The sequence below is a fragment of the Qipengyuania algicida genome, assembly GCF_009828025.1.
Lineage (GTDB): Bacteria > Pseudomonadota > Alphaproteobacteria > Sphingomonadales > Sphingomonadaceae > Qipengyuania > Qipengyuania algicida.
Genome location: NZ_WTYA01000002.1, coordinates 160,384 through 173,618 on the forward strand (window position 1 = coordinate 160,384; position 13,235 = coordinate 173,618).

General features: G+C 62.7%; 14 protein-coding genes. 1 reads left to right on the forward strand and 13 read right to left on the reverse strand.

Features of this window, described 5'->3' with window-relative positions; all coding sequences use genetic code 11:
• Position 1 precedes the first annotated feature (1 nt).
• The 13 genes from GRI58_RS03185 to GRI58_RS03245 form a co-directional block, all read right to left on the reverse strand.
• Positions 2-574 carry a pyridoxamine 5'-phosphate oxidase family protein gene (locus GRI58_RS03185; RefSeq protein ID WP_160752125.1) on the reverse strand — a complete coding sequence of 191 codons (573 nt, stop codon included), beginning with the start codon at positions 572-574 and terminating at the stop codon, positions 2-4.
• A complete protein-coding gene (locus GRI58_RS03190; RefSeq protein ID WP_160752126.1) occupies positions 574-1,458 on the reverse strand; it encodes an alpha/beta fold hydrolase in 885 nt (294 codons plus the stop codon). Before GRI58_RS03190 ends, GRI58_RS03185 begins: the two co-directional genes overlap by 1 nt.
• 37 nt (positions 1,459-1,495) lie before the next feature.
• The gene (locus GRI58_RS03195) at positions 1,496-3,019 is read right to left on the reverse strand and encodes a peptide chain release factor 3 (RefSeq protein ID WP_160752127.1); all 1,524 of its coding nucleotides are present in this window, start codon (positions 3,017-3,019) and stop codon (positions 1,496-1,498) included.
• A gap of 19 nt (positions 3,020-3,038) precedes the next feature.
• Positions 3,039-3,785: an SDR family NAD(P)-dependent oxidoreductase gene (locus tag GRI58_RS03200; RefSeq protein WP_160752128.1), complete on the reverse strand. Its 747-nt coding sequence runs from the start codon at positions 3,783-3,785 to the stop codon at positions 3,039-3,041.
• On the reverse strand, positions 3,782-4,675 hold the full coding sequence (locus GRI58_RS03205) for an aldose epimerase family protein (protein WP_160752129.1): 894 nt from the start codon (positions 4,673-4,675) through the stop codon (positions 3,782-3,784). Before GRI58_RS03205 ends, GRI58_RS03200 begins: the two co-directional genes overlap by 4 nt.
• The gene (pheT, locus tag GRI58_RS03210; RefSeq protein WP_160752130.1) at positions 4,672-7,062 is read right to left on the reverse strand and encodes a phenylalanine--tRNA ligase subunit beta; all 2,391 of its coding nucleotides are present in this window, start codon (positions 7,060-7,062) and stop codon (positions 4,672-4,674) included. The genes GRI58_RS03205 and pheT overlap by 4 nt, the downstream gene beginning before the upstream one ends.
• Complete coding sequence (gene pheS, locus GRI58_RS03215) at positions 7,059-8,159, reverse strand: phenylalanine--tRNA ligase subunit alpha (RefSeq protein WP_160752131.1); 1,101 nt, start codon at positions 8,157-8,159, stop codon at positions 7,059-7,061. The genes pheT and pheS overlap by 4 nt, the downstream gene beginning before the upstream one ends.
• A 32-nt stretch (positions 8,160-8,191) precedes the next feature.
• Positions 8,192-9,115, reverse strand: coding sequence for a helix-turn-helix domain-containing protein (locus tag GRI58_RS15565; RefSeq protein ID WP_237452061.1), 924 nt, complete (start codon positions 9,113-9,115; stop codon positions 8,192-8,194).
• A gap of 56 nt (positions 9,116-9,171) precedes the next feature.
• Complete coding sequence (locus tag GRI58_RS03225; protein ID WP_160752132.1) at positions 9,172-10,053, reverse strand: AraC family transcriptional regulator; 882 nt, start codon at positions 10,051-10,053, stop codon at positions 9,172-9,174.
• 127 nt (positions 10,054-10,180) lie between these two features.
• Positions 10,181-10,537, reverse strand: a complete 357-nt coding sequence (gene rplT, locus GRI58_RS03230) for a 50S ribosomal protein L20 (RefSeq protein WP_160752133.1) — start codon at positions 10,535-10,537, stop codon at positions 10,181-10,183.
• A 26-nt stretch (positions 10,538-10,563) separates the two neighbouring features.
• The gene (rpmI, locus tag GRI58_RS03235; RefSeq protein ID WP_160752134.1) at positions 10,564-10,767 is read right to left on the reverse strand and encodes a 50S ribosomal protein L35; all 204 of its coding nucleotides are present in this window, start codon (positions 10,765-10,767) and stop codon (positions 10,564-10,566) included.
• A 121-nt stretch (positions 10,768-10,888) separates the two neighbouring features.
• Positions 10,889-11,632 (reverse strand): SDR family oxidoreductase, encoded by a 744-nt coding sequence (locus GRI58_RS03240; protein WP_160752135.1) that lies wholly within the window; start codon positions 11,630-11,632, stop codon positions 10,889-10,891.
• Between the two features lies 1 nt (position 11,633).
• A complete protein-coding gene (locus GRI58_RS03245) occupies positions 11,634-12,362 on the reverse strand; it encodes an SDR family NAD(P)-dependent oxidoreductase (protein WP_337190872.1) in 729 nt (242 codons plus the stop codon).
• Between the two features lie 116 nt (positions 12,363-12,478).
• Between GRI58_RS03245 and GRI58_RS03250 the strand changes: the two genes are divergently transcribed.
• Complete coding sequence (locus tag GRI58_RS03250; RefSeq protein WP_160752137.1) at positions 12,479-13,228, forward strand: SDR family NAD(P)-dependent oxidoreductase; 750 nt, start codon at positions 12,479-12,481, stop codon at positions 13,226-13,228.
• The last annotated feature ends 7 nt before the right edge of the window (positions 13,229-13,235 follow it).

Consider the following 13,235-nt stretch of genomic DNA (forward strand, 5'->3'; position numbering starts at 1 on the left):
CCTATTCGCCCGCGAAATAGCGGTCGGTCGGGCGTGTCGGCAGTCCATCGATGCTCGACGTGCGGCCTTGCATCTTGGCGACCCAAACTTCCGGCTCGCTCTGGCCGTGATATTTGACGAGCGTGTCGCGTTCCTTTTCGAATTCCATCAAAGGAACACCATAGCCGCAACTTGTCTGAACAGTCTCCACCTCGATGTCGAAGATTTGTCGCGTGCCGGGCAGTACGGTGAAATGCCCGGCGAGTTCGCCCCAGGCCGCATCCTGCGGCAACACCGCATGACCCCTGCCATAGAGCCGCAGGATCAGCGCAGGTTGCTCGAAATTGCAGAACATCAGCGTGATCCGCCCGCCGCCCGATCCGGGATCGGCGGCGAGGTGGGCGTGAGTCTCGTTCCCCGACCCGCCGAGATCGAGATAGGCCACCCGATCGGGTGAAAGCACGCGAAAGGCATCATACCCTTTGGGGCTGAGATTGATGCGGCCCTCGCTGGTGGCGGTCGCGACAAAGAACACCGGCTGCTTGCCGATCATCGCGATATGCTTGTCTTCGAGCCGGTCGAAGAATTCCGCCATCAGAGAAACTCCCGCAATGTCCCCATGAAACGATCGAACTGGTCGTGGTGGAGCCAGTGGCCCGCTTTCTCGAATTCGATAACGCGCGCATTGCGGAAATGGTCCAGCCGCCCGTCGCCTTCCGGGTTGGAAGCCCAGCTGTCGGCGCCGTAAAGCAGCAGCGTCGGAGCGGTGATCGCCGCCCATGTCTGGTGCAGGAACGCGTCCGCCACGTCCTCGACCGGCCAGACGTTGAGATGCGGATCGAATTTCCAGCTATAGGTGCCATCCTCGTTACGATTGACGCCGTGGATGGTGAGGTGGCGTGCCTGATCCTCGGTCAGATAGCTGTTTTCCTCGATCATCCGCGCAAAGGCGGCTTCGATACTGTCATACCGGCGCGGGATGCGGCCCGAGGCGGCGCGCTTCTTGCCGATCCATTCGGCAAGCCGTTCAGGATAGGGCTTGGCGCGCATTTCGGCCTGTCGCTTGGGGCTCGGGCCAAGCCCTTCGATAGCAACGATTTTGGTGACCATATCGGGGAACGTCCCGGCATAGCGCAGCGCGACATTGCCGCCCATCGAATGGCTGACGATCGTGACCGGGCCGACGCCTAGCTGGTGGATGAGCTGCGCAAGGTCATAGACCATGTCGCCCGACTGGTAATTGCCGTCGCTCACCCATTCGCTGTCACCATGCCCGCGATGGTCCATCGCCACGACATGCCAGTCCTCGCGCAGCGCCTCGGCAGTCCAGTCCCAGCTACGCGCATGGTCGCGCCCACCATGAACCAGAACCAGTGGCGGCTTCTTGCGCCCCTCGTCGTCGAACTGGCCCCAATCAACATAATGCAGCCTGAGGCGCTGCGAGATGAAAGTCTGCGAGGTCGGTCCGGCGATTGTCATTCCACGTCCATGGCGCGAACCGAAGCGCGCGGCAAGATTACCGCTCCTTGGTGGCGGAGAAGTTCAACTCCGGGTTCTTTTCCTGCTGGTAATTCACGTCCCACGGGCTCTTCGCCATGAACACCCAGTCGCCGTCGCGATCCTTGGCCAGATTGGCGCGGTTGAACTGCTCGAAAGCATCCATCGCCTTGGCCTCACCCCTGATCCAGCGCGCCGTGGCGAAAGGTGACGCCTCCAGCATCGCCTCGACCTTGTATTCCGCCGACAGCCGGCTGATCAGCACTTCCAGCTGGAGCTGGCCGACCACGCCCACGATCCATTGCGCGCCGATCTCGGGATAGAAGACCTGGATCACGCCCTCTTCAGACAGATCGTCGAGTGCTTTCCTCAATTGCTTGGTCTTGGTCGGGTCTTTCAGCGCCACGCGGCGCAGGATTTCCGGTGCGAAATTGGGCAGACCGGTAAAGCGCACATCGTTTCTTTCGGACAGTGTATCGCCCACCCGCAGCGTGCCGTGGTTTGGGATGCCGATGATGTCGCCCGCCTCTGCCGTGTCGGCCAGCTCGCGGTCCTGCGCGAAGAACAGGATCGGCGAATGGATCGCGATCGGTTTGCCAAGGCCGCTGGGGGTGAGCTTCATGCCGCGTTTGAACGTGCCGGAGACCTGCCGCATGAACGCAATGCGGTCGCGGTGGTTGGGGTCCATGTTCGCCTGGACCTTGAAGATAAAGCCGGTAACCTCGTCACGGCTGGGCTCGATCGCCCCGCTTTCGCTCGGCTGCGGGCGCGGCGGCGGGGCATGGGTGGCGATCGCCTCTATCAGTTCGGTGACGCCGAAATTCTTGAGCGCCGAGCCGAAATAGACCGGGGTCAGATCGCCGTTGCGATAGGCTTCGAGGTCGAATTCCGGATAGCCGATCTGCGCCAGCTCGACATTTTCGGCGACGTCTTCGGGAAGCTCGGGATTGCTGTCGCGCTGGCCGAGAAACTCTTTCGACGGTCCTTCAGGCCGCGCCACTGCGCCGCTGGCAAAGTCCAACACCCCCTGAAACTGCCCGCCCATGCCAACCGGCCAGGCCTGCGGGCTGACATCGAGCGCCAGCATGTCGGCAATCTCGTCGAGCAGCTCGAACACCGGACGCCCCTCGCGGTCGACCTTGTTGACGAAAGTGATGATCGGCACCGAACGCAGGCGGCAAACCTCGAACAGCTTGCGCGTCTGCGGCTCGATACCCTTGGCCGCGTCGATCACCATGATCGCCGAATCGACCGCGGTCAGCGTGCGATAGGTGTCCTCGGAAAAATCCTCGTGCCCTGGCGTGTCGAGCAGGTTGAAGGTCACACCGTTACGCTCGAAGGTCATCACGCTGGAGGTGACCGAAATGCCGCGCTGCTGTTCGATCTTCATCCAGTCCGACCGCGCGCGCCGCGCTTGGCCGCGCGCTTTCACCTCACCGGCAAGATGGATCGCACCGCCGGTCAGCAGCAGCTTCTCGGTCAGCGTGGTCTTGCCCGCGTCAGGGTGCGAAATGATCGCGAATGTACGGCGGCTGGAAGTCATGAAAATCCGTTCGGGTGGTTCAGTCGCGCGCAACCTGGAAGCCCGCAAAGCTTTGCGTCACCGGCATCAGTTCGAGCGTGTTGATGTTGAGATGCGCGGGCAGTTCGGCCACCCAGCGGATCGTTTCGGCGATATCCTCTGCGGTCATCGGGTCCGCACCGCCATAGAGCTTATCATGAGCCTCTTTATTGCCGCCGGTGCGCACCAGCGTGAATTCGGTTTCGACCATTCCCGGCTCGATCGAAGTGACGCGCACCCCGGTTCCGGCAAGGTCGGAGCGCAGGCCCAGCGTGAACTGGCGCACGAAGGCCTTGGTCCCGCCATAGACGTTGCCGCCGGTGTAGGGATAATTCGCCGCGACAGAGGACAGGTTGACGATTGCCCCCTTGCGCTCGATCAGTTGCGGCAGCAGCTTGCGCGTGAGCGACACCAGCGCGGTGATGTTGGTATCGATCATCGTCTTCCACTGATCGATGTCGCTGTCCTGCGCGGGTGAGGTGCCCAGCGCCAGACCGGCGTTGTTGACCAGCAGATCGATGTTCGCAAAATCCTGCGGCAGCGCATCCAGCGCGATGTCGCGCGCGGCCTCATCGGTGATGTCGAAAGCTGCGGGGCAGACCTTGTCCGCACCCAACTCCGATACCAGCGCATCGAGCCGGTCCTTGCGACGCCCGGTTGCAACGCAGCGCCAACCGCTCGCCACTAGTGTACGAACGGTCGCTTCGCCTATGCCAGCGGTGGCTCCGGTTACGAGGGCGGTCTTCACTGTGTTTCTCCTGGAGGCGTTATTGTAATGGCGAGGTGAAACGAACGGGACGCGCCCGGCGCCAGTTCCATGATCCCCGGCTTCGCACGCAAATCGCCATCAAAGTCGACCGGATCGGCAAGGCCATGCCACGGCTCGATACACAGATACGGCGCACCCGGCTTTTGCCAGATGCCCAGCAGATGGGTGTCGGGAAACTCCAGTGCAACCATGCCGCTACCCGGCGCGCAGAAAGTGCAGGAGCGCGAGTGAAGCTGGTCCCAGATCAGCGCGTCAGGCTCGAACAGCTCCGCTGCCGGGACGAGCGTGTCACCGTCAACAGGCGTTGGCTGAGACTCGGGCAGCAGCAGGCCGCTGGCTGGATCGATCCGGCGGACCGCTTCGGGCTCGGCCTGCGCGAAAGTGACGCGATGCGCCGATTTCGGAGCATTGCCGGGGAGCGGCCATGCAAATGCTGGGTGGAAGCCAAAGCTGAACGGCAGGTTTGCCTCGTCGCGATTGGTTACGCTCGCTTCGAGGGAAAGACGGTTGCCCGCCAACGCAAACGCAATCTCCAGCGCAAAGGCGAAAGGATAATGCCGCCGCGTCTCTTCGCTGTCGGTGAGCCTGAAGCGCGCGCGATTCTTTGCTACCTCGACGATATCGAACCGGCTGTGGCGGGCAAAACCGTGCTTGCCCATCGCATAGTCCTGACCATCCACGCGGTAGCGATCGTCGCGCAGCGCACCTACCACCGGAAACAGGATCGGTGCATGACCGGTCCACCAACGCGGATCGGCGTCGGTCATATAGCTGCGCCCCGCCGTGTCGGTGATCGACCACAGCTCGGAGCCAAGCGGGTTGATCTCTACGGTCAGTTCTTCGGACGATATCGCGACCAGATCGCTCACCCGCGCAACTCCGCTCCGCGCTTGGCGGCCGCGGCCACGATTTTTTCGGACACCGCCTTGATCTCGGCGTCGGTAAAGCTCTTCTCACCCGGCTGGAGCGTGACTTCGATGGCGACCGAAGTCTTGCCTTCGGGAACGCCCTGCCCGGCAAACACATCGAACACGCGGGCATCGACGATGGCCTGCTTGTCCGCGCCCTTGATCGTCCGGACCAGTTCCCCGGTTGCCAAGTCGCTGGCGACGAGGAAGGCGAAATCGCGCGTGATCGCTTGCAGCGCGGGCGGCGCATAGGCCGAACGCGCGAAGCTGCCGCCGCCGCGCTTTTCCGGGATCTTGTCGAGGAAAAGTTCCACCGCCATCACCGGGCCATCGACATCGAAAGCCTTGAGCGTGGTGGGATGCAGCGTCCCGAAACGTGCGAGGACATTCTTCGACCCCAGCCGCAAAGTGCCGGACTGGCCGGGATGGAATTGTGCCCCGGCCTCACCCATCACCATCAGGTTTTGCGTCGGCACGCCTGCCGCTTCCAGCAGCGCCAGCGCCTCGGCCTTGGCGTCGAAGGCATCGAACATCGCAGCCTTGCCGCTCGCCCATCCGCGTGCGCGTTTCTCTCCAGCCATCACCACGCCCAGCGTCGGCCGTTCGTCGCTGGCGCCATCGGCCCCGCGGAAATAGCGCCGCCCGATCTCGAACAGGCGGCTCGAGGCCGCGCCGCGATCGGCGTTGCGCTTGGCCGCCGAGAGCAGGCCGGGGATCAGCGAGGGGCGCATCGCCTTCATGTCCTCGCTGATAGGGTTGTCGAGCACCCACAGCGGCGCTTCATCGGCGAAATGCTCCGCCTGGGGAACGGGCAGGAACGACCAGGTCACCGCCTCGCTCAGCCCGCGGGCAGCCGCGCTGCGACGCAGCTTGCGCTCGATGATCTGGAGCGGTGTAGCGGTGGGTGTCGCCACGCCCTCGGCACGCGGCAGCGGCGTACTTTGAACCGCGTCCAGCCCATGAATACGCACAACTTCCTCGACCAGATCGGCGGGGCCTTCGATATCGTGGCGGCGCGGCGGGCAGGTGACCTGCCAATCATCGGCGACTGCGAAATCGAGCGCGGTGAGGATGCGCCGCTGTTCTGCCTCGTCCACCTCGATGCCGCCAAGGCGGCTGGTGAGCGAGGGGTCGAAAGCGATCACCTTGGGCGCGATCGGCGGCGATCCGGCGCGAACCACTTCGCTTGCCTTGCCGCCGCAGATGCGCAGGATCAGCTCGGTCAGCAACGCCAGCCCATCGTCGAGAAACGCCGGATCGACGCCGCGCTCGAACCGCGTGCGGGCATCGCTGGCAAGGCCTAGCTTGCGTCCGGTCACACTGATCCGCTCAGGATCGAAATAGGCGATTTCGAGCAACACGTCGGTCGTGGCATCGGTCACACCCGAATGTTCGCCGCCCATGATCCCGGCAATGTCGTGCACACCCGCATCGTCGGCGATCACGGTCATGCTCTCGTCCAGCGTATAGGTCTTTTCGTTGAGCGCTTCGACGGTCTCTCCGTTCGCGGCACGGCGCGCAACCACCGCCCCGGTGAGCTTGGCAAGATCATAGGCGTGCGCCGGTCGCCCGAAGGCGAGCATCAGATAGTTGGTGATGTCGACGATGGCCGAAATCGGGCGCTGGCCCGCCGCGATAAGGCGGCGCTGCATCCACGCAGGCGAACTGCCATTGGTGACACCCTTGATGACCCGGCCATAGAAGGCCGGACACCCGTCAGGATCGTCGGTACGGATTTCGACCGGGCACGCGCCCTCCCCTGCAATCGCTTCGATGGCGACCGGATTGAACGTCCCGACCCCAGCCGCCACAAGATCGCGTGCGATGCCATATACGCCCATGCAATCGGGCCGGTTGGGCGTGATCGCCACATCGAAAACTGGCGAGGCGGCGTGGTATTCGGCGAAGCTTTGGCCGACGGGGGCATCTTCGGGCAGTTCGATAATGCCGTCATGCTCGTCACCCAGTTCGAGCTCGCGCACCGAACACATCATGCCGTTCGACTCGACCCCGCGAATCGCGCTCTTGCGCAGTTCCATGCCGTTCGCGGGCACCACGACTCCGGGGAGGCCGAGCACGCCGAGCATTCCCGCGCGCGCATTGGGTGCGCCGCAAACGACTTGCAACGGATCACCATCTCCCGTCTCGACCGTCAGCACCTGCAGCTTGTCGGCATCGGGATGCGGCTTGGCGGTCAGCACCTTCGCAACACGAAAGCCACTGAGTTTTTCCGCCGGATCTTCAATCCCCTCGACCTCATGGCCGATGCGGTTCAGCGCCGCTGCAATCTCGGCTGCGTCAGCTTGCGTGTCGAGGAAATATTTCAGCCATTCGAGCGAGAACTTCATGTGCGCGCTCCCACTCCGGCGGACAGGGTCGGCTGGTCGAAGGGCGAGAAGCCGTAGTGCGCCAGCCAGCGCTGGTCGCCGTCGAAAAAGGCGCGCAAGTCATCCATCCCGTATTTGAGCATTGCCAGTCGATCGACCCCGATCCCGAAGGCGAAGCCCTGCCATTCTGCCGGATCGAGCCCGGCAAATTCCAGCACGCGGGCGTTGACCATGCCGCTGCCCAGCAGTTCCATCCAGCCATGCCCCGGCGCATCGCCGTCACCGCCCAGAACGCGCCGCCCGTTCACGTCCTGCCAGCCGACATCGACCTCGACGCTTGGCTCGGTGAAAGGGAAGTAGCTGGGACGTAATCGCAGCACGATGTCGTCACGCTCGAAGAATGCCTTGAGGAAGGTTTCCAGCGTCCATTTGAGGTGACCGAGATGGATGCCCTTGTCGATCACCAGTCCTTCGACCTGGTGGAACATCGGCGTATGCGTCGCATCGCTGTCGGAACGATAGACGCGGCCCGGAGCAATGATCCGGATCGGCGCGCCTTGCGCCACCATCGAGCGGATTTGCACCGGCGAGGTATGCGTGCGCAACAACATCCTACGGCCTTCGGCATCCACATCGGGGAAGTAAAACGTGTCATGCATCGCACGAGCAGGATGCGTCTCAGACATGTTGAGCGCGGTGAAATTGTGCCAGTCGTCCTCGATCTCCGGACCTGTGGCGACCGCGAAGCCGAGATCGGCGAAGATTTCCGCCAGTTCGTCCATCACCTGACTTACCGGATGGACCGACCCTCGCGGAGCTTCGGGCGCTGGCAGCGTGAGATCGAGCGTCTCGGACGCGAGTTGCGCTTCAAGCGCCCGCGCCTCAAGTGCCGCCTTGCGCCCGGACAGCGCATCGCTCACCCCGGCGCGCAAGGCGTGGATCTTGGGCCCTTCGCTCTGGCGCTCTTCCGCGCTCATCCCGCCCAACGTCTTGAGCAGCGCGGAGACAGAGCCCTGCTTGCCGAGAAATTCGACCCGCAGGCTTTCGAGATCGGCGAGGGTTTCGGCGGCGGCAATCCGGGTGCGCGCGTCAGTTTCGAGTGTGTCGATATCGCTCATGACTGACGCCCCTAGCGCCAGCGCGGGCCGAGCTAAACCCTGCTTGTGGCCGAAGCCTGCGCCGAAGACAGATTTATTGCCGGATGCAGCACTTGCATTGGCTCGCCGAGCGCAATTCGCCGTGCGTTGAGTGCAGTCTGCGCAATCGGGTGCGGCATCGCCGCATATTCGCTCGGGCGCATTCCCATGAAAAATCGGAACTCGCGCACGAACTGCGCCTGATCGTGATAATGCGAATCGAGCGAATCGATCCACCGCATGGTCGGATCGACCATGTAGCGCGCGAGGCTGCGCAGGAAACGCTGGCGGCGCAAGAGCATTTGCGGAGTGAAACCGAAATAGCGCTGGCACAGACGCTCGACCGTGCGCGCGCTCACACCGACCTTCTCCACCAACGCAGCCACCGATTGCACGTCGTCGGACAGGATCGCCTCGTGCAGCGCGACGATTTGCGCCCCCTGTCGCAACGGCTTGGCTAGGCGTTGTTCGAACACCTTGTCCAGCAGCGCGACATTGCCTGTCATATCGCTCGGCGCAGCCGCGAGCCGATCGAGAACGGGGTGCAGATACCCTGCGGCCGGCTGATCCGACGCATCCACAAAGCGATCGGCGACATCGCTCGCGCTCATATCGAGAAACCGGGCAAAGCCGAGCGGCAACAGCCCCACTCCCCAAAAGTCCCCCCCAGCGATCCTCAGCCGCGTGCCTTTGCTGGAAGGGCCTGAGATGACGGCGGTCGGGACTTGGCCCAGTGACACATCGCCATTGGCCGCTTCATAAACCTTGCCATTTCCCACCCGGATATTCGCCCATTCAGGCGGCAGCAGGTCTTCGATCGGCTCATGCGAGAGCGCCTCGGTTCGGTAATAGACCGTAATATAGGGTCGCAAAGCCGGGGCCGGGCTGAACAGGTGCAGGCTTATTCCTGCCTCTTCGATCGCTGCGCCCCCGTTCATCGATACATTTCTAGACGCCGTTTCGAAAATTTACACTCCAATTCAATCGAAAGGCATCAGGTGGAGGATGGGTGCGGCGGGTCCAGCGTCTGGACCGGCGAGCCCAGCGCCAGCTTGCGCGCTTCCATGAATGCGCCAAGGACCGGATGGTGGAGCGCTCCATATTCGCTTGGGCTAATACCCATGAAAGCGTGAAATTCTCGGCTGAAATGCGCCTGATCGTGGTAATTGGTATCGATCACTTCCGACCAGCGTGCACCGTGCTCAAGCATATAGGCCGCAAGGCTGCGCATCATCCGCTGGCGGCGGATCAACAATTGTGGCGGAAAGCCGAAATGACGCGTGCAGATCCGTTCGAGCGTTCTGCGGTTCATTCCGGTGCGCTCCGCCATGGTCCCGACCTCGTTGAGCGACGGATCGAGCAGGGCCTCGTGAACGGTTGCGATGCGCTCCGCATCACGCACGGGCTGATCGAGCGCGAGGAAATGATCACAGATCAGATCGGCCTGATTCTTGTCGGAGGCCGTGCTGGCAGACAACCGGTCGAATAGCCGGACGAATTGCGCGAACGCCGGATGCTTCAGTCCATCGTATAATCCGTTGACGAAATTGCAGGCCGGAAGACCGATGAATTTCGCCCATCCGAGCGGCAACAGGCCAACCCCCCACATCCGGGTCGAGCGCAGCCGGAATCTGATCGGGGCGGTGCTGGGACCCGTTGCAGTAAAAGGTGTGTCCTTGAGCGAGCGCTCCCCTTTCACCTGGGCTTCTGGTGCCGCCCCAAGAAAAAAGCGCAGATTGCCCCATTCGGGCTGGAGCATATCGTCGAGATAGGGATCATCGCCCGAATCACACTCGAGCAGGTAAAAGCTGGTGAAACAGCCTGCGAGCGCTTCCGGCGGCGCGAAGAATCGCGCGTTGATCGAATATCCCCCCATAGCGAGAAGATATTTGCACAGATACGACAACGGCTCAACGCTGAGACGAAAGGCGCGCCAAAACGCAAAACGCGGACCCTCAGGGCCCGCGTCTCACACTATCCGATCCCGATGGGTCGGTTGCAGATCAGCCGAGTGCGGCCTTCGCCTGCTGAATGATCGCCTTGAAGGCAGCGCCTTCGTTCATCGCCAGATCGGCCATCACCTTGCGGTCCAGCTCGATGCCGGCCAGCTTGGTGCCGTGCATGAACTGCGAATAGGTCAGGCCTTCGGCGCGTACAGCGGCATTGATACGCTGGATCCAAAGGGCGCGGAAGTTGCGCTTCTTAACCTTACGGTCGCGATAGGCGTACTGACCAGCCTTCTCGACAGCCTGGCGCGCGATGCGAATAGTGTTCTTGCGGCGACCGCGATAGCCCTTGGCCTGGTCAAGAATCCGCTTGTGCTTCTGGCGTGTGGTCACGCCGCGTTTAATGCGAGGCATTTCTTATCTCCTGCGTGTAACCGGGCTCAATCGAGGCCGTAAGGGGCCCATTTCTTCACGTGCTTGACGTCGCTTTCGGACAGCACGGAAGTTCCACGGTTCTGGCGGATGTACTTCGCATTGTGGCTGATCAGGCGGTGGCGCTTGCCTGCGACACCATGCTTGACCTTGCCGGTCGCGGTGAATTTGAAGCGCTTCTTCACACCGCTCTTGGTCTTCATCTTGGGCATTTTCATCTCCTTTGTCAGAGACACGTCCGAACCGGCCCTGGCAGCCCTTTCAGCCAGGCAGGCGGATATTTCACGTGTCGGTGAAGGCCGCGCACATAGCGTCTGATCACAAAAACGCAAGTCAGAAGTGGCTGAGATAGCCGCCATCGACCGCCAATGTTTGGCCGGTGACATAGCTCGCCTCTGGCGAGGCAAGGAATGCGACAGCCCCGGCGATCTCTCCCGGCTCGCCCCAGCGCCCGAGCGATGTGCGCCGGGCAAGGTGCTGCGCGATGCTCGCATCTTCGACCATCGAGCGATTCGCTTCGGTAGCGAAATAGCCGGGTGCGACGGCGTTGACCGTGATGCCCTGCCCGCCCAGCTCGGCAGCGAGCGCGCGAGTCATCGCGGCCAGTCCGCCCTTGCTGGCGGTGTAGAGCACGTCGCCCCTCGCAATCTCGGCAGCGATGGAAGTGATGTTGACGATCCGCCCATATCTGCGCGCCCGCATCAGCTTGGCCGCACGGCGGGCCAGATCGAATGGCGCGACGAGGTTGGATTCGAGCATCGCCCGCATGTCCGCCCGCCCCAGCTCATCCAGGCCGCGCCGATCGCGCTGCCCGACGTTGTTGACGAGGATATCGAGTCCGCCTGCGTCCTCAAGCCTGGCAAACGCCTGCTCGCTCGCCGCATCGTCAGTGATGTCGAAGGTGAGCGCTCCCGCCTTGCGACCGATTTGGTGCGCCGCCTGTTCGAGAGCCTCTGGATCACGCCCGTTGAGCCAGACCTGTGCGCCACCCTCCGCCAGCCGCCGCGCAATTTCGAAGCCAAGCCCTCGCGCAGCGCCAGTCACCAGCGCGATTCGTCCCTCCAGCTGTCCAGTCATGTCAGTCTTCGTAGATCATCTTTACCGTCATGCCACCATCGACGTTGATCGCCTGCCCGGTGACGAACCCGGCGCCGACCAGCCATTCGACCGCGTCGGCGATGTCTTCGGGCCTGCCTACCCGGCCGGCTGGATGCTGTTTGCGATCACGTGGTCGATGCTCGGGATTGCTCCGGTCGGCCTGTTTCTGCCACGGCCCGGTCTCGATCCAGCCGGGGCGCACGGCATTGACGCGAATATCTGGACCGAGCGAGACGGCCATCGCCCGGGTCAGCGCATCGAGTCCGCCCTTCGCCGCCGAATAGGCGTAGGTCTCCGGCTCGCTCATTATGGCGCGGGTCGAGGATATATTGATCACGTTGGCCTGTTCCGCCTTGCGCAAAAGCGGCAGCGCCGCACGTGTGCAAAGGAACGCGCCGGTCAGGCTGGCATCGATCCAGCTGTGCCAGTCGTCGAGCGACAGATCCTCCAGCGGTCCGCAATAGGGATCGGCGATCCCTGCGTTGTTGACCAGAACACCAAGCGGCTGATCGCCCATTTGGGCGAAGGCCTCCTTGACCGCAGACTCTCTGCCGACATCACATTCGATTAGCGAGGCGGTCGAATCAGGCAGGGCAGCGCGCAATTCGTCGAGCGCCGCCGCGTCGCGGTCGAGTCCGATTACACGCCAACCCAAGCCATGAAAATGCATCAGCACGGCACGTCCGATACCGGCCCCCGCACCGGTCACGATCAGGGATTTTGTCTGCTCCATAGGTTTGCGAACGCGGCGCGTGGCTGACGGTGCCCGAGTTCGGAACCGGTTCGCCCTGCGATCCGTCTCATGGACATAACAAGGAGCATCTCATGCAAAGATTTGAAGGTCAGCGTTTTCTCATCACCGGCGGAACATCGGGTATCGGCCTGGCAACAGCCAAGCGCCTGAGCGAAGAAGGTGCGTTCGTCCTGCTGACCGGCAACACCCAAGAGCATATTGAAACGACGCGAAAAGAACTGCCGACAGCAACCGTCGTTGCCAATGACGCCTCCGATCCAGCAGCAGTCGACGCGCTGGTCAAACAGGCGCAGGATTTTGCGCCCGACGGTCTCGACGGTGCTTTCCTCAACGCAGGGATCGGCACATTCGCCGGGATCGATTCGATCAAGCAGGACGAGCTGGAGCGGTTGTGGGCGGTGGATTTGCGCGCGCCATTTCTCCAGTCGGCGAAGCTCGGCGATTTGCTCAAGGACGGGGCATCGCTGCTGCTGATCGGATCGGGAACCGTCGGCGGCGGACGGGCCGATATGGCTGCCTATTCGATGATGAAGGCGGGTATCCGCCAGCTTACCCGCTCATTGGCCACACAGTACGCCCCCCGCAAGATCAGGGTCAACACAATCACGCCGGGCGCGACCGACACGGGCTTCCACGCTGGCGGCGGCATGGCCGAGGACGAAATCGAGACTTATCACGAAAAGGTAGCCAAGGCCGTTCCCCTGGGACGGGTCGGCAAGCCGGAAGACGTTGCAGCGGCTGCCGCATTCCTCATGTCCAGCGATGCCGCATTCATCACCGGCACCGAGCTGCGTGTCGACGGCGGCCTGACGATGGCCTGATGCGCGC

Bases quoted from the DNA above. Each gene is read 5' to 3' on its own strand.
- GRI58_RS03185 (WP_160752125.1), bottom strand. From the start codon at position 574: ATGGCGGAATTCTTCGACCGGCTCGAAGACAAGCATATCGCGATGATC.
- GRI58_RS03190 (WP_160752126.1), bottom strand. From the start codon at position 1,458: ATGACAATCGCCGGACCGACCTCGCAGACTTTCATCTCGCAGCGCCTC.
- GRI58_RS03195 (WP_160752127.1), bottom strand. From the start codon at position 3,019: ATGACTTCCAGCCGCCGTACATTCGCGATCATTTCGCACCCTGACGCG.
- pheT (WP_160752130.1), bottom strand. From the start codon at position 7,062: ATGAAGTTCTCGCTCGAATGGCTGAAATATTTCCTCGACACGCAAGCT.
- pheS (WP_160752131.1), bottom strand. From the start codon at position 8,159: ATGAGCGATATCGACACACTCGAAACTGACGCGCGCACCCGGATTGCC.
- GRI58_RS15565 (WP_237452061.1), bottom strand. From the start codon at position 9,115: ATGAACGGGGGCGCAGCGATCGAAGAGGCAGGAATAAGCCTGCACCTG.
- GRI58_RS03225 (WP_160752132.1), bottom strand. From the start codon at position 10,053: ATGGGGGGATATTCGATCAACGCGCGATTCTTCGCGCCGCCGGAAGCG.
- rplT (WP_160752133.1), bottom strand. From the start codon at position 10,537: ATGCCTCGCATTAAACGCGGCGTGACCACACGCCAGAAGCACAAGCGG.
- rpmI (WP_160752134.1), bottom strand. From the start codon at position 10,767: ATGCCCAAGATGAAGACCAAGAGCGGTGTGAAGAAGCGCTTCAAATTC.
- GRI58_RS03240 (WP_160752135.1), bottom strand. From the start codon at position 11,632: ATGACTGGACAGCTGGAGGGACGAATCGCGCTGGTGACTGGCGCTGCG.
- GRI58_RS03250 (WP_160752137.1), top strand. From the start codon at position 12,479: ATGCAAAGATTTGAAGGTCAGCGTTTTCTCATCACCGGCGGAACATCG.